14 protein-coding genes are annotated in these 15,789 nt (G+C 57.5%); 4 read left to right on the forward strand and 10 right to left on the reverse strand.

What is annotated here, in order from left to right; genetic code table 11:
* Window positions 1-5: 5 nt before the first annotated feature.
* Together CYB_RS02265 and CYB_RS02270 are read right to left on the reverse strand one after the other, a co-directional pair.
* A complete protein-coding gene (locus CYB_RS02265) occupies window positions 6-524 on the reverse strand; it encodes a phosphoribosyltransferase (protein WP_011432132.1) in 519 nt (172 codons plus the stop codon).
* Between the two features lie 65 nt (window positions 525-589).
* Complete coding sequence (locus CYB_RS02270) at window positions 590-1,510, reverse strand: branched-chain amino acid transaminase (protein ID WP_011432133.1); 921 nt, start codon at window positions 1,508-1,510, stop codon at window positions 590-592.
* Window positions 1,511-2,178: 668 nt separating this feature from the next.
* Between CYB_RS02270 and CYB_RS02275 the strand changes: the two genes are divergently transcribed.
* Window positions 2,179-2,439 (forward strand): PepSY domain-containing protein, encoded by a 261-nt coding sequence (locus CYB_RS02275; RefSeq protein ID WP_011432134.1) that lies wholly within the window; start codon window positions 2,179-2,181, stop codon window positions 2,437-2,439.
* A gap of 265 nt (window positions 2,440-2,704) precedes the next feature.
* Complete coding sequence (locus CYB_RS02280) at window positions 2,705-4,147, forward strand: hemolysin family protein (RefSeq protein ID WP_011432135.1); 1,443 nt, start codon at window positions 2,705-2,707, stop codon at window positions 4,145-4,147.
* A 15-nt stretch (window positions 4,148-4,162) separates the two neighbouring features.
* On the opposite strand, the gene CYB_RS02285 is transcribed toward CYB_RS02280, so the two are convergent.
* Window positions 4,163-5,704 (reverse strand): aminotransferase class I/II-fold pyridoxal phosphate-dependent enzyme, encoded by a 1,542-nt coding sequence (locus tag CYB_RS02285; RefSeq protein WP_011432136.1) that lies wholly within the window; start codon window positions 5,702-5,704, stop codon window positions 4,163-4,165.
* A gap of 122 nt (window positions 5,705-5,826) precedes the next feature.
* On the opposite strand from CYB_RS02285, the gene CYB_RS02290 reads away from it, so the two are divergent.
* Window positions 5,827-6,393: a DUF2854 domain-containing protein gene (locus CYB_RS02290; RefSeq protein WP_011432137.1), complete on the forward strand. Its 567-nt coding sequence runs from the start codon at window positions 5,827-5,829 to the stop codon at window positions 6,391-6,393.
* Between the two features lie 193 nt (window positions 6,394-6,586).
* Here the strand turns inward: CYB_RS02290 and CYB_RS02295 are convergent, their stop codons facing one another.
* The 7 genes from CYB_RS02295 to CYB_RS02325 form a co-directional block, all read right to left on the reverse strand.
* Window positions 6,587-8,677 (reverse strand): AMIN domain-containing protein, encoded by a 2,091-nt coding sequence (locus tag CYB_RS02295; protein WP_011432138.1) that lies wholly within the window; start codon window positions 8,675-8,677, stop codon window positions 6,587-6,589.
* Between the two features lie 262 nt (window positions 8,678-8,939).
* On the reverse strand, window positions 8,940-9,641 hold the full coding sequence (locus CYB_RS02300; RefSeq protein ID WP_011432139.1) for a hypothetical protein: 702 nt from the start codon (window positions 9,639-9,641) through the stop codon (window positions 8,940-8,942).
* On the reverse strand, window positions 9,641-10,348 hold the full coding sequence (locus tag CYB_RS02305; RefSeq protein ID WP_011432140.1) for a PilN domain-containing protein: 708 nt from the start codon (window positions 10,346-10,348) through the stop codon (window positions 9,641-9,643). The genes CYB_RS02300 and CYB_RS02305 overlap by 1 nt, the downstream gene beginning before the upstream one ends.
* A gap of 60 nt (window positions 10,349-10,408) precedes the next feature.
* A complete protein-coding gene (pilM, locus tag CYB_RS02310) occupies window positions 10,409-11,566 on the reverse strand; it encodes a type IV pilus biogenesis protein PilM (protein ID WP_238376866.1) in 1,158 nt (385 codons plus the stop codon).
* A gap of 180 nt (window positions 11,567-11,746) precedes the next feature.
* A complete protein-coding gene (kaiC, locus tag CYB_RS02315; RefSeq protein WP_011432142.1) occupies window positions 11,747-13,372 on the reverse strand; it encodes a circadian clock protein KaiC in 1,626 nt (541 codons plus the stop codon).
* Window positions 13,373-13,400: 28 nt separating this feature from the next.
* Entirely contained in the window at window positions 13,401-13,703 is a 303-nt protein-coding gene (kaiB, locus tag CYB_RS02320) for a circadian clock protein KaiB (RefSeq protein WP_011430723.1), read from the reverse strand.
* 2 nt (window positions 13,704-13,705) lie between these two features.
* Window positions 13,706-14,710: a circadian clock protein KaiA gene (locus tag CYB_RS02325; RefSeq protein WP_011432143.1), complete on the reverse strand. Its 1,005-nt coding sequence runs from the start codon at window positions 14,708-14,710 to the stop codon at window positions 13,706-13,708.
* Window positions 14,711-14,831: 121 nt separating this feature from the next.
* Here CYB_RS02325 and CYB_RS02330 point away from each other — a divergent pair, with 121 nt between their 5' ends.
* Complete coding sequence (locus CYB_RS02330) at window positions 14,832-15,767, forward strand: nucleoside hydrolase (RefSeq protein ID WP_011432144.1); 936 nt, start codon at window positions 14,832-14,834, stop codon at window positions 15,765-15,767.
* Window positions 15,768-15,789: the final 22 nt, after the last annotated feature.

The raw sequence follows: 15,789 nt of genomic DNA on the forward strand, positions 1-15,789 counted from the left end.
TTCAACTAACCGGAAGAGCGTAGCAACTGCATCAGCTGCTGGGGCGTCATCTGCTCGTAGGGCTCAAAGGGCTGGTGGATCCAAGGGTTATCCGGCAAATAGTCCACATAGTAGTCGGGTTGATAGACGGAGGCGGCCTTGTACCACAGTACGCCGGTGCGGATCTCCTCCACGTAGAAGCCATAGTGGTGCTTGAGCCAGTGGACAGAGCGCTTTAGGGTCATGCCAGAGTCTGCCAGATCGTCCACCAATAGCACGTGGCTGCCCAGGTTGGCGGTGGTCATGGCTAGATCCCGCGAGAAGGTCAGTTGCCCCCGCTGGCGGTTACCAGGCCCAGAGTAGGAAGAGGCTGAGAGAATAGCCAGGGGCAGGTCGAAAAGACGGGCCAAGGTATCGCCAATGCGCAGCCCCCCCTTGGCAATACAGACGATTTGGTTAAATTCCCACCCGCTTTCGTAGACTTTGACGGCCAACTCCTCGATTTTGCGGTGGTAGTCGGCCCAGGTAATGGAAATTTCGTGCAAGGGATCCCCCTCTACCCATCTAGAGTGCTCAGTTTAATAATGACGCTTCTCCCCTCGACTAGGGACTAGCTTTCTTTCAGAGGGATCACCTTCACCCAATGGGCATAGACGGGATCCCGATTTTCGGTGATTGCCGTTAGCTTTTGCCGCAACTGCTCGGTGATGGGGCGGGAGGGGGGCAGGACGTACTGCTCGATCTGGCGGATGGGCGTAATCTTGGCAGCAGTGCCAGTCAGGAAAGCTTCATCGGCAATCAACAGCTCCGACTTATCGACAGGCCGTTCTTGGGTAGGGATCCCCAGATCACGGGCCAGGGTGAGGACACTGTCGCGGGTGATCCCTTCCAAGATATCTTGGTCGAAGCTGGGGGTAATCAGCACGCCATTGCGCACGATGAAGATGTTCATGCCCGAGGCTTCGCTCACTTTGCCCTGGGAGTTCATCAAAATGGCCTCGTCATAGCCAGCCTGCGCCGCCTCGGTTTTGGCCAAAGAGGAAGTGATGTAGGCGCCGGTGATCTTGCCCCGCAATGGTAGGCTGCGATCCTCTTGCCGGGCCCAAGAGCTGATGCGGCAACTGACTCCCTCTGGCGAGAGGTAGTCCCCCAGTTCCAAGCCGTACACGAAAAAGTCTTTCTCAATGTTGTGCAGCCGCGGCGAGATGCCTAGGTCGGAGGTGTACACCAAGGGGCGGATGTAGAAAGACGTGGAGGGACGGTTTTTTCGGATCAGCTCGACGATCACCTGCTCAATCCGTTCAGCAGGGAGATCAAAACAGAGCAGGCGGGCGCTTTGACTCAGTCGTCGGCAATGGCGATCCAGACGGAACACCAGAACTTGATCCGGGTTTTGCGGGTCTGGGATCCCGCGCAAGCCGCCAAACGCCGCTGTCCCGTAGTGCAGAGCATGGGTGGCAATGGAGATCTTCGCCTCGGCAAAAGGGACAATCTGGCCCTGAAAGTAGGCGTAGGGCAGAAAATCTGGCATGGTCGGCACCCACCGGGGTAGGAATGAGAGGTAGGAATATTATCACCGATTCGTGCAGTGCCGGGAGCTCCAACGTCAGCATGACTTCCCTGCCTGTAGTAGCAGCACGCGGGATAGGCGTAGAGCATGCCTCTAACCCCCAAAACCCTGAACTTTGCTGAATTTACTGAGCTTTAGGCGGTTTGGCAAAAGTCATTGAGAGGGATATAGTAGACCAAGTTTCCCCCTGATCCTTGAGTCCACCGCAACGGTTGCCGGGAAGTGAAGGGGGAAAGCGCTCGGGGGGTATTCCTCAGGGCTTTGCGGGATACCGCCTTCCTGCTTGGACTCCGTCCCGCTGACGCGAACAGAGATAGGCAGGATGCGATCGCTTCTTTCCTGAACCATGTTCAGGAGAGTTCAGCGTGAATGTATCAGGTATTCCTCCCCCGCAGCAGCGTTGTTTAGCCAGTCAGTTTCCGAGAGGGTTGGATTGGAGAAGCAAACAGTTCGTAGCTGAAGAGGGGCCGAGCAGCTACACCCTATGACGCAAAGGGGGTGAACTCCTTGTGAAGGCAGCAATGCTCCTTGTGGCAAGGCTTCTTTGGTCTCAGGGTGGTAGGGTAAGGAGGTGGTTGCTCAAGCAGCTGTAAATAAAGCCTGCAAAACTTTCGATTGCTGCCTTACTTTTGCTTGGCATTTTGTCCCCCGCTAGCCCGATGCTGTCGACGGGTGGGAGCCGGAGGGCTGCTTTTGCCCAATCTTTTGCTCTGGGTATCCCCATTAAGGAAGCTATTCGGATCGCTCGATCTGCTGTTCCCAATGCTGTGATCAAAGAAGTTGAGTTGGAGCGCGAAGATAGACGCCTAGTTTGGGAAGTGAAATTTACCAACGATATTGAAGTTAAGATCGACGCCACTACCGGCAATATTGTCGATATCGACGACTAGCACCCAGGAGATGCCCTCTGCATAGGCGGGGGTGAGCGTTGCCGGAAAAGGTTGTAGCTGTTACTGCTTGATGAAAAAGTAGCGACCTTGAGAACTGCGAAAGCTGGGTTGTGCAAAGGTCAGGGATCCCTTTCCTTTTGGGCATGGGGAAAGCGTCTACACGGTAGCTGCCTGATGGCTGAAGCCGGTTCGACAGCTGGCTAGGGACAGGTGGCGGGGTCAGGCTGAGCTAGAATGCTGTCTATCCGTCTTGCTGCTCCCCCTGATGGACGACCCCCCTTTAGCCTCGGCGGCTACTTTCCCCAACACTGAGCTTTCGTGGGGAGATGCGTCGCTTAGTCTCCTTTGGGTCATCGGTCTTCTGGTCATCAACGCTTTCTTTGTCGCAGTCGAGTTTTCCTTGGTATCGGCGCGGCGCTCCCGGATAGTGCAGTTGGCCAGCGAAGGGAACCGGCAGGCAGCTCTTGTGCAAAAAGCCCAGGAACAACTGGAATATGCCCTCTCCACCACCCAGTTGGGCATTACTCTGGCCAGTGTATTGCTGGGCTGGATTGGAGCCACCCAAGTTTCGCCCACGCTGTTTTTGGCCTTGAGCCGCTTGGACTGGTTTCAGGGTGTGGATCCGGCCCTTATTCGAGGGGTGGCAGTGGTGTTGGTGTTTTCGCTGCTTACCTACTTGCAGATTGTGGTGGGGGAGCTGATCCCCAAGACTCTGGCCATCCTCTATTCGGAGCCGATTGCGCTCAAACTGGCCTGGCTCAACCGCTTGGTAAGCCGCTTCTTGCATCCTTTTGTCGAGCTGCTCCGCTTCTCCTCCCGCTGTGTGCTGCGCATCTTGGGCGTCCGCATCCCCGAGGCCACTTCCTTTTACAGCACCATGACGGTGGAGGAGCTGCAACTGTTGATCGCTTCCTCGGTGGAGTCGGGCAACATCGAGGCGGAAGAGCGAGAGCTGTTGAGCAACATCTTCGAGTTTGGCGAGACGGTGGCCAGCGAGGTGATGATCCCGCGTACCAGCATCGACGCGGTGCCGGAAACTGCAACGGTGCAAGAGGTGCTGGCCGAGGTGGCCGAATCAGGACACTCCCGTTACCCGGTCTACGGCGAGTCTTTGGATGACATCCGCGGGCTGATCCACGTTAAGGAGTTGATCGGCCAGTTGGCCAAGGGATCCATCGACCTCCACAGCCCCATCACGCCTTTTATCCGCGAGGCCCACTTTGAGCCGGAGAACAAGCCGATTGCCGAACTGTTGCCCGAAATGAGGCAGCACCACTGGCCGATGGTGGTGGTGGTGGATGAGTTTGGCGGCACGGCGGGCCTGATCACCATTCAAGACTTGGTGGAGGAGATTGTCGGCAAGCTCTCCGATGGCCCGGATCCCAACACCAAGGAGCCGGACATTCAAGAACTCGACGAAAATACCCTGCTCATTCAGGCTCAGCTAGATATTGAAGAGATCAACGAGCGCTGTGGCCTCAACCTGCCTCTGCACGAGGATTACCAAACGCTAGGGGGCTTTTTGATCTACCACATGCAGAAGATCCCACGTGCTGGGGAAAAGTTCACCTACCAAGAGATGGAGTTTCAGGTGGTGCGCATGGAGGGGCCACGGGTGGATCGGGTGAAGGTAGCCCGCCGCCCCGGCACTCCGGCAAACTCCCTACCGCTGCTCCCCCCGGCGCAAACGGCAAAAACCCGTCCATAAACCTGCTGGAGAGGACTAGGCCGTTGCTTTGACCACCTTCAGGGTTTGTAGGCGCACATCCTCTGGGCCGTTGATAAAGCCGCCTGCCTCATGCACCAACAGCAGATAGTTCACCGCCTCTTGAGTCACCTCTTCTCCCGGCACCAAAATCGGGATCCCAGGTGGATAGGGGGAGATGATCTCGGCGCAGATATGGCCCACTGCTTCTTGGAAAGGCACCCGCTGAATGGGAGCAAAAAAAGCCTCCCGGGGTGATAGCCGTTGTGGTGGCAAGCAAGGACGGGGCAGTTGTGCCAGCCGCTGCATTTTTTCCATTGCCGCTCTGGATGGGCGGGATCCCTGAAAATGTTGCGACAGGGCGGCGAAACTTTCCACCAGGCGGTCAATGTCTCGCTGGGTATTGCCGATGCTGACAATGAAGACCACATTGTGCAGGGTGGACATCTCCGGCTGCACGTGGAAGTGATCGTTAACCCAGTCGTGAGCATCGAAGCCGAACAACCCCAGCTCTGTCACCGTTACCGTGAGACGGGTGCGGTCGAAATCGAAAAAACCAGGGGTGGAGCCGATACGCTCTGGGCCAAAACAGCGCAAGCCGGGGATGCGGTTGAGACGGGCGCGGGCTTGATCTGCCAAAGCCAAGGCTTGGCCCAGCAGGGCTTCTCCCTCCAGTGCCATCTGCCGCCGCGCCACATCCAGCGACATCATCAGCACATAGCTGGGACTGGTCGATTGCAGCAGTTGCAGAACGTTGCGCACCCGGTTGGGGTCGATACGGGATCCCTGCAGGTGGAGCAGCGAGGCTTGCGTCATGCCGGAGATCACCTTGTGGGTGGACTGCACCACCAGATCGGCTCCGGCTTCCAGGGCCGAGATGGGCAATTCCGAATGAAACCCAAAATGGGGCCCGTGGGCCTCGTCCACCAATAGCGGCAGGCCGTGGGCATGGGCGATGGCTGCCAGAGATTCCAGGTCGCAGCAAACCCCGTAGTAGGTGGGGCTGACTACCAAAACGCCTTTGGCATCGGGATGCTCCGCCAAGGCCCCCTCCAAACCGGCTGGGGTAATCCCGTGGGCAATGCCCAGCTCCGGGTCAAAATCCGGCTCGATATAGGCCGGCACCGCCCCAGAGAGGATCACCCCGGCAATGGCGGATTTGTGGCAGTTGCGCGGCAAGAGGATCTTGTCTCCCGGATCGCACACCGCCATCACCAGTGTTTCCACGCCACAGGTGGAACCGTTGACCAAAAACCAACTGCGATCCGCTCCATAAGCTGCTGCCGCCAGCTCCTGGGCCTCTCGGATCACGCCATCGGGATCGTGGAGGTTGTCCACCTCTGGCAACTCGGTCAGATCCGCCCGGAAGACGTTCTCTCCCAAAAAGGTCCGCAAGTCGGCAGGGATCCCACGTCCCTGTTTGTGGCCTGGCGTGTGAAAAGGAGCCTTATCCAAGCTGCAATAGTGGCGGATGGCCTCAAATAGAGGTGCTCGCTCCTGGGCTTTGCGATCCAGCGAGCGCAAGCAACGAGAGGTTTTGGACAGATTGGACAGAACCACAGACCACTCCTCAACACACCAGGTGGGCATTTTGTGATTATCCATCCCAATGGAGGCTAAGTCCACCGCTGGCGCTTTTCCTGCTAGCCTGGGTTTTCAGGTGGCCTTTCTTCCTCTCCTGTATGTTTGAAAAACTGCCCTTCCCCCTGAGCACTCTCGTGTTGCTGGCCGGCGTTGCCGCCACGGCTTGGGGCTTTGCCCACTACAACGATCCCACCCTCAATCTCATTGGCCTGTTTGCCGGGATCCCCTTGCTGTTGGGAGGGGTGACCATGAAGGTAGTGGAACTCAAGCCGGTACCTGCCCTGGCCGCCCCTTCTCTCGAGGTGATCCAAGCCCGCGCCCAGCAGGCCACGGAAATTCAAAAGCAAGTCCGCGCCGATATCACCAAATATAGCTACGGGGCTAATGCCCACCTGGAAGATGCCCTGGAGTTTCTGGGTCTGCGCGGCCCTCTGGAAGCAGATCTGCCCAAGGTGAGAGGGTACAGAGAAGAGCTGCGAGATGGCCGGTATACCTTGGTGCTTCTGTTCGATTCCCCCAAGGTTCCCTTCCAACAATGGCAGGAAAGCTACCAGAAAAAAATGCAAGGCTTCTTTGGCCGAGATGTGGAGGTGCAACTGGGGCAGCCCCAAGAAAATCAGGTGGAATTGGCGCTTGTTGCCCGAGGTGGATCCCAGGCCACTTGAAGAAGCCATTAGCTGCTGAGTGCAACTCAACGGATCCCGAAGCTAATGCAGCCAGTAACTCAGGACTGTCGAGAGTTAACTCATGAGGGGTGTGGGGAGCTATGGGTCCTGCGCTGTGCCTATAGTATCAGTGTTAGGAGGATGTCACGAAACTTGGCAGTTCGGCATAACCCTATTTTACGGATTGGGAATTTTACGGATTGGGAGGAAGACCAAAAGCAACATTATCATCCATAATGTAGGGCGTTAGCATGAAGACCACCTCATTGCGCTCGTTATTCACACTCTGAGAGCGGAACAAAGCACCCAAAAGAGGCAAGTCGCCTAGGAAAGGCACTTTTTGAACGTCAACGATGTCCCTGTCTTGAATGAGGCCAGCAATAATAAAGGTTTGCCCATCTCTTAACCTGAGCTGAGATGCTTGTAGCTGCCTCCTGTCAATATTGAAAAGTAGAATGCCTGCAAAGTCTCCGCCTCCCAATATTTGACTGGGTACAGGAATAGAAATTTCCGGCTGAATGGTCAGGGTAACAAACCCATTGTCATCTATTCTAACTTCTGAGACGTCAAGGATAACCCCAGCATCCTCTCGCTGCAAACGCTGAGTAACAACTGGAGGCTGGTTTTCGCCCTGGGGTATGGTGATGGTTTCAACGTTAACGGGCACGCTGGTTGCAATGCTAATTCGACTGGATCCGCCATCTGCCACCACAACTTTGGGGTCAGTTAGAATTTTTCCAGTTCCATTTTGTATTGCAGACTGCACTCTTAGAGCCAAAGACTGCTGCAGCCGGTTGAGAGTGTTAAATATTCCCGTGATGGATCCTGATGGGCCTGCAGGGCCGATAGAGCTTACCGAGGATCCCGCAGGTTGATTGAGCGGTCGTCCACCAAAGTTGGCGTCTCCCAAGGTTCCAAGGGCAAAGTTGCCAGATGCCCCTCCCAAGTTAACTGATAAGCTTTCGTTTTTGTCCAAGCGAATATCAACTGCTCTCAGGGAAATCAAAACCTGTCGCCGACGCACATCCAATTGGGCAATCTGAGCAGCCGCGATGTCCTGCTGCCGCGAGTTGCCGATCACCGTAATGGAGTTGGTGCGCTCGTCCACAACGAATTGGGCACCGGGAGCAACGGCGTTCAAAACTTCTTCCAGCCGACTGGCCAAATCGGTGGCGACTGCCTGATTCACGCGGTAATTGCGCACCAGGATCCCAGTCACCCCTGGCAGGTTTTGTCCAACAAATACGGTTTGGCCCCTTCGCTGGGCTTGCAACTGTTTTAGCCGCAAGATAAAGTTGAATGTCTCCTGTAAGGGCGAGTCTTGCACATCCAGAGAGATGGTTAGATCGGGTGGGACGTCGTTGAGCACCACATTCAACCCTGCTCGCCGCACCAACAAGCTCAGCACATCGCCCACAGGAGCATCTTTCAAGGTCAAGCTAATCCTGGCATTGGATCCGAGATCCACTGTAGGTGGATCAGGCAGGATTGTGCCAACGGCAATATCGCCAGCAGGAGGAGCCACAGCTCTCCCCTGAAAAGGAGATTCGGTGGGCAAACTTCCCGGCGGCAATTGAGGTTGGTTGAGCTGGCCCACAGGGGGGACCTGAGAAATCACGGGTGCAGCAGGAACAGCAGGTGCAGGAGGAGCCGCTTGAGTTGTCTGCGGAGGGGCAGGGTTTTGAGCGACCGGTTGGGAGGCAGGGGCAGGAGCTGCGGGCTGAGGAGCAGGAGCCACGGGCTGAGGTCGGTTTAGTGACGCCGGTTGGCCGGGCGCTACTGGGTTGGACGAGGGTTGAGGGGGAACCGCCGCTAGGGGGGCCGGTGGAGCAGAGGGTAGGCCCTCAAAGTCGAAGACCAACTGCGTCGGGCTGCGCCGAGCCAGCAAGCCTTGGGGAGCTGCGGCCACACCGGCTATTTCTATCCGCACGCTGTCGTTGCTCAACTGCCAGGCCTCAATGAAGCGCACCCCTGGCAGGGGAGACTCTTGGCGATAGCGGCCCTGGCTTCCGCTCAATTGAGCATTGGTGATGTCCCCGATCCAAGATTGTCCCTGCTGGGTAAAGAACACCTGTGGGCGAGCGCCCCCTTCGGTGTTGATCTCCAACTGCATGCGGTTGCCGTTGGGCACCAGGCGGATATCTGTGATGCGGCTGAGGCGTTGCGGGTTTGCGGAGGTCAACTGTTGAGCGGCTGCCTCATTGACCCGGCTTTCTAAGGCCAATGGGGGCAGGGACAGGATCAAGCCCAACGCACACCCATAAGCAACTCGACGGTTCATCATCCTCACACCTCACTCCTTCACCCAGTCGTATTCTTGCTTCACCTCGCCACGGGTGCCTTTGGCCTCGTTCACCCCGTGCTTCCCTGATCAAAGCCGAAATCTCGGACTTTGCCACTACCTGTAGCCGTTTCGGAAGAAATTTTTCCCAGATCTTCGATTCGGCAACACTATCCGTGCTGAACCGGCGGTTGTTCCCGTCTTCTGAAAACCAAAGGGGATCCCGCACTGGCAGGATCCCCCCCTGAGTCAAGGCATGGCTGGGCTACTGACCAGGTGCCGTTTGCCCTTCAGGTGGAGGAGCAGTGCCCAACGGAACGTCTTTGTTGTAGATGTAGGCAATCAAATCAAAAGCAGCGTCCAGTTCCCCTGTGTCTTGAACAGGATTTAAGCTGATGTTGCTCACCCGGAACAGCGTGCGCAGACGTTCTATATCTCCCATCAGATTGATCAGCTCCGTATAGGGGCCACGCAGAGCGACACGGGTGGTCTGCACTTGGATGGCGGGAGCGATGATCCCAGGCACTTCCGGATTGGCCGAAGACGCTGGAGTCAGTGGAGAAGGGCTAAAGCTGCGCAGCTCGCTGTTGGGCTGCCCCTGCACCAGCCGGTTGAGATCCAGCAGTTGTGTGTCGGCATTCTCGGGGGTGGAGAGCAGGGCACTGATCTGTTCCCGCTCCACGCGAGCTCTCTCGACCTGATTGGGCACATCTTGCAAACTGGCAATCTGGCTCTTTATGTCCTGCAACTGGGTGGTTTTGTTGGCTACCTCCCTTTCCAAAGCCTGTACCTCCTCGATCAAGGGGCGAAGTTGGGTGAAGGCCAGAAACCCCGCCGCGGCTAACCCTGTGATCCCGATTAAAAGACCAATTCGAATGGGGGTCAGCTCCACGCCCAGCAGTACCGGCGGACCTGCCGGGGGAACCACCAGTTGTTCGTCGGGAAAACCTTCAACCGATCCAGTCATCAGTTCGCCTCCACTCGACGCAAAATGCGGATCTTTTCAACCAAGCCTATCGCTCCCCGCTGCTCCAGCTCGCGGGTAAATTCTGGGTCAGGATCCCCCAGGGTACGGATGGTTACGGTTATGCCGTAGGTAACGCTGGGCTCGGTTACGTCTGTGCCGTCCACCCGGGAGCTGCTGTTCAGGACGGCGCTGGTAACAAAGTTGGAATCCAGCAGGGTGAGCAAAAAGTCGTTCACCAGGGGAAAGTCCAGCGCCCCTCCTTGGATATTGACAGTATCCCCGGAAGCGCTGATGTTGGTTATCCATACCCCCTGGCCGGGGATCTTGCGCCGCAGCTCTTCCAAGATGGCCGACCAAGGCTGGACGGATCTCAGAAAGGAGCGGAACCCTTCCGTTTGGGCGCGAATGGTTTGCAGCTCTTGATTGGCATTCTGCAGCTGGGACAACTCAGCATTGGCTGTGCTGAGCTCACTGTCAAGGCGAGCCCGCTCCGCCCTCAAGGTTTCTCTCTGGCGGGAAAAGCTGTCTTGGAAATACCAAAAAGCTCCCATCGCTACAGCAGCAACAGCAACCCCCAGGCCAATGGCCGGGATCCAATTCTGGGATCCCTCTGCAGCCTCAGCTGCGACTACTGGTCCCCCACCTGTTCGAGCTGTGGTGAGGACATCCGGCCTTTCTTTGAGGAAATTGATCTCCGGTGTGTACATCTCTTTAACCGCCTTGTGCGCTATTCCATCGGTTGGGCGAGCTTGCGCTGCCTGCTGCCGCTACTTGGTGTCTTCCCGTAACGCCAACCCCAGGGCCACTCCCATTGCTGGGCGTTCCTCCAGGGGCAGTTCCACTGAATCCGGCACGACAATGTTGCCAAAGGGATCCGCCAACTCCACCGCCACGCTCAACGACTGAGATAAGAAGCCGTCGATTTGGCCGATGCTTGCCCCAGTTCCGGCCAGCAGTACTTTCACCACAGGCGAGCTGCTTTCTGTGCTCGTAAAGAAGTCGATGGAGCGCTTCAGTTCATCCGCCAAATCGGAGACAACGCGCGTTACTGCTGCTACACCGGGATTGCTGGGCGCTGGCTGTTCTCCCGTGGCCAAAATATCGGTGGGGTTGATCAAGGGTAACCTCAGAGTTCGCAACAGGTCGCCGGTGCGGCTAAGCGGCAGATTCAGGGATTGGGCCAGCACCTGCCGCATGTGGATGGTGCCGATGTTGACGGTGCGGGTAAATTGCGGGATCCCGTTCACCAAAATGCTGATCTCGCTGCTGTCGTAGCCGATGGAGCTGAGCAACACGGCCTCTTGGGGGCCGTACTGGATTAGCTGATCGCGGATGGTGCGAATGAGGGAGAAGCTGGCCAGCTCCACACAGCGCACCTGCAAATTGGCTGCCTGCAGCACCTCCAGGTAGTTGTCCACCACCTCTTTGGGGATGGCCACCAGCAAGACTTCGATGCGCTCAATGCCATCCTGGGAAAGATCGAGACCCAAGGGCTGGTAGTCGACATCCGCCTGATCCCGCGGATAGGGAATGTAAAGTTCGGCCTCCTGCTCCAAAACCACCCGGCGCAGCTCATCGGCGGGTAGGTCGGCAGGCAGGCGAATGAGACGAACGATGGCCTCCCTTACGGGCACTGCTGTGGCTGCCGGCAGGTTGGTGGGTACCTTGTTTTCATTGAGCAAATTCATCAGGATCAAGCCAACTGTGCTCGGATCGAGGATGCGTCCTTCGACCATCGCCCCTTCTGGCATGTCCACGCTGTGGTAGTGGGCCAGACGATAGCGACCATTGCCCTGCTTTTTCAGTTGGGCAACGGCGATGCGCTCGGGGTTGATGTCCACCCCAAGCATGGTTCGGGTTTTGGAGCCACCGAAAAAGCTAAACACACCGGGAAACCCCGCCCTTTGCGCTACTGCTAGAGGCATACTACCCAATTTGTAGGTGGGTTACCACTGTTCGCCATTGGCCGCGGGGAAATCCTTGTCTGGGCCGATCCCTCCCTGCCAGCCGCAAGTGCAGGGCTTGCGCGGTGTTGAGCGGTGTTGGAAATTCGCTTGACTCAACGGGTCTGTTGCCGCGCCCACTCACGGAACTGTTGTAACCGCTCACAACCCTTCTTCCTCGAGGGCCTGGACGTTTTGCACAATCCGGGAGAGCTCGTTTTTCTCATCCACATTGATGCGGGTCGGGGATCCGCTGATGATGCGCTCGTAGCCCCGGAAGGAATCGCGGATTTGGATGCCTGCGTTGGAGATCAGGTACTCGCGGATCCCTTTGTCGTGCCAGGATCCCCGCATTTTGAAGACGTTGAGGGCGCGGGCCATTTCTCCGCGGATCTCCACGTATTGCAGCAGGATAATCGTGTCGGTGATGGTGGAAATATGGGATTCGGTGATGGAATGGGATCCCATGAATTGGTCGGTGGTGTTGGTGAAAAAGCCGGTGATCTCCTCCTGCTTGGCCAGGCCAGTTACCCCGATTACAAACTGGCGGAAGGCATTTTGGCTCACTCCCCGCGCCAGGGCTGACAGGGAGTCGATGGCCATGCGGGAGGGCTTGAAGGCCATCATCTCGGTTTTGATCTTCTGCAGGTGGTCTTCCAGGCCGGCAGATTCTGGGTAGGCGCAGATGATCTTGAGGAGGCCCTGCCGCTCGAACTCTTCCAGGTCAATGCCCCAGGAGGAGGCGTTGCGGGACAGCTGCGCCCGCGACTCTTCGTAGGCAAAGAGAATGCAGCGTTCCCCATCCAGGCAGCCCCGCTCCAGGAATTTGCTCACCAGCGAGGTTTTGCCCGTGCCGGTGGCGCCGGTGGCCAAAATAATCGAGTCCTTGAAGAAACCGCCGCCGCACATTTCGTCCAGCTTCTCGATGCCGGAGGAGACCCGCACGTTGGAGGAGCGCTGCGTCAGCTGCATGGCTCCCAAGGGGAAGATGTTGATCCCGTCGTTGGTGATGGTGAAGGGATATTCCCCCTTCATGTGGGTGGTGCCCCGCAGCTTCAAGATCTCAATGGTGCGCCGCCGTTTCTCTCCCTCCAGGATGTTGCGCAGGATCACCACGTTGTCGGAGACGAATTCTTCCACACCGTAGCGGGCGATGGGACCGTACTCGTCGGTGCGCTCTGTGGTCATGACGGTGGTGACATTGGCCTGCTTGAGGCGGGCCGTCAGGCGGAACAGCTCCCGCCGCACCACACCGGCAGGGTCGTATTGCTGAAAGATGGCCGTCACCGAGTCGATGGAGACCCGCTTGGCTTTGTATTTGCGAATGGCGTACTGGATGCGCTCGATGAGGGCCGACAAATCAAAGTTGCCGCTCACCTCATAGCCTTCGGGATCGGGGGAGGCATCCAGGATAAACAGTTGGCCCCTGTCGATGAGGGCCTGCAGATCCCAGCCAAAGCTGGAGGCATTGCGAATGATATCGGCGGGGGTTTCCTCGAAGGTGACGAAGATCCCCGGCTCTTGATACTTCACGATGCCGTTGTAAAGGAACTGCATGGCAAACAGGGTTTTGCCGGTGCCGGAGGTGCCGCTGACCAAGGTGGTGCGTCCCAGGGGTAGCCCACCGTGACTGATGTCTTCAAAGCCCTCGATGCCCGTCTGTTTTTTGGGGATCCCTCGCAGCTCTGAGAGATCCGCCCGGTGGTTGTCTGGGGTTGGTTCGGTGGAGTCCTCTGCGGTGTTATCTTGTGGCTTTTCTGGCTCAGAAGGCCCCAATGACTGGTTCATCCCACTCTCCTTGCTCCTGCAGCCTGTCTCAAGCCTCTTCGTCCAATTCTTCGTAGAGCAGATCCAGGCCGATGAGCACTTTCTCGCGGTTGGACAGATCGCCAATAATCTTCCGCACCGGTGGCGGCAGGATTTTGGCCAAGGTCGGCGTTGCCAAGATCTTATCTTCCTCTGCCAGTTGCGGATTTTTCAAGACATCGATCACCTTCAGGCTGTACACGCCGCGGAACTCCTTTTCCAAGATGTCTTGCAAGGTGCTGAGGGCACGCAGAGAATTGGGGGTGTTGCCCGCCACGTAGAGCTTGAGAACATAGGCTTTGCGAGTGGACATAATCAGGGATCCCTTGGGGCAGGTTTGGGAATGGAGCGGCGGTACATTTCGCTCAGGTGGGCCATCACATCGATCAGGGTAAGGCGGTAATCCAGCAGGATCTCTTCGCTGCGGCCTTCCAGCTTCAATTGTTTGGCAAAGTCTTCCATCAAGTTCATGTGCAGCTCCAGCAGTTGAGCAGCGCCGATATCGGCAAAAAAGGCCAAGGCCACCAGCTCGTCGATGCGGGCATTGACGGTCTCGGGAGATTGAAAATAGTCCAAGACGATTGCCTGGTAAAGGTTACGCAGCCGTCGCATGAGGGCTTGCTGCTCGTGGGGCGGGAGGCGACGGTAAAACAGCTCTGGGTCACGATGATAGTACACTCCGGCGTAGCCCAGCCGTTCCCGCAATTTCTCCGCCAGCCGCCGTTGTTGTTGGTTGCTGTAGGCCAGGTAGGGCTGATCGCTGGGATGCACTGGGCCCTGCGGGAGGCCGCAAGTGGGAGACATCTGCAGAAACAAGGCGATGGCCCGATCCACCAGCAGCTCCAAGACGGAAGGGGATCCCGAAGCGGTACAGTCGGCCCGCACCTGCCCCTTCAGCTCCTGTGGCGAAATGGGACGGACGAGGGTGGCGTTGTGGTAGAAAAACTGCTCTCGCTTGAGCAATGCTTTCACCAAAGATGAGGTGGCAGGGATCTCTCCTTCCGTCTCCGGTGTTTCCTTTTGCAGGTGGGATTCTTCCAGCACAATCGCCAACACCGTCGGCAGCAGCAGTCCCCACGCGCAGAGCTGATTGCCCAGATCGTGCAGCTCTTGCAGCCGAGTGGGATCCACCAGGAGCACCAAGCAATCGACATGGCCGTCTTGTTTTCTGAGAGCCTCTAGGAAGGTAGCTTGATCCTGAAAACACTCGACAACAAAGCGTTCAGGGGGTAGCCAGTCCTCGCAAGCTAGGGGCTCTCCTGCTGGCGGCTCCCAATCCAGCAACAGGTTGATGCGCAGTGGATGGGTGTCAGGCAACAAGACAAAGGATGAAGATATATTTCCTATCTTAAATCTGACCGGGATCCGCGCTCACCGGCCAGAGGAAAAGAGCGGGAGAAAAACCTAAACTAGGGGTGAGTGAGCTGCTGCCGAGATCCCTATGGTGCCCCTGATCATCGACTGTGACCCTGGCCAAGACGATGCGGTGGCTCTGCTGCTGGCTATGGCGTCGCCAGAAGAGCTGCAATTGCTGGGCATTACCACGGTGGCCGGCAATGTCTCCTTGGACAAAACCAGCCGCAATGCTCGACAGATCTGTGAATTGGCCGGTCAGCCGCAGATGGGGGTGTATGCCGGCTGCCCTCGACCTCTCTTGCGCCCTCTGGAAACCGCCGAGCAGGTGCATGGCAAAACCGGGATCGACGGAGCGGATCTGCCGGAGCCCCAGATGCCTTTGGGATCCCAGCATGCGGTGGAGTATCTGATTGAAACCCTGATGGCTGCCCCTGAGCCGGTTACCTTGGCTTTGCTGGGCCCGATGACCAACTTGGCAGTGGCCCTGGTGCAGCAGCCTCGGATTGTGGAGCGCATCCAGCGGCTGGTGTTTATGGGGGGATCCGCCTTTGAGGGGAATGTTACCCCGGCAGCCGAGTTCAACATCCTCACCGATCCCCACGCCGCCCAGATCGTGCTCAGCGCCGGGATCCCGGAGGTGGTGATGCTGGGCTTGCACGTCACCCAACAGGTCCTCAGCACGCCGGAGCGGATTGAGCGCATCCGCGCCCTGGGCACCCGCGTTGGGCAGACGGTGGCCAATATGCTCACCTTTTACGGTAAGGTCGACGTAGAACGCTACGGGCTACCGGGAGGGCCATTGCACGACCCTTGTGTGATTGCCTATCTGTTACAGCCGCAGTTGTTCGAGCTCAAGCCCTGCTACGTCGAGGTGGAAACGGCTAGCCCCTTGAACCTGGGCCGGACGGTGGTGGATCGCTGGGGATCCAGTGGTCGCCTCGCCAATGTTCAGGTGGCTTTTGGGGTGGATGCCCAGGGGTTTTACCACCTGCTCACCGAGCGCCTGGGCCGTTACCGATAATTCTGATAGTTCTGATCCTTGA

The organism is Synechococcus sp. JA-2-3B'a(2-13), from assembly GCF_000013225.1.
Lineage (GTDB): Bacteria > Cyanobacteriota > Cyanobacteriia > Thermostichales > Thermostichaceae > Thermostichus.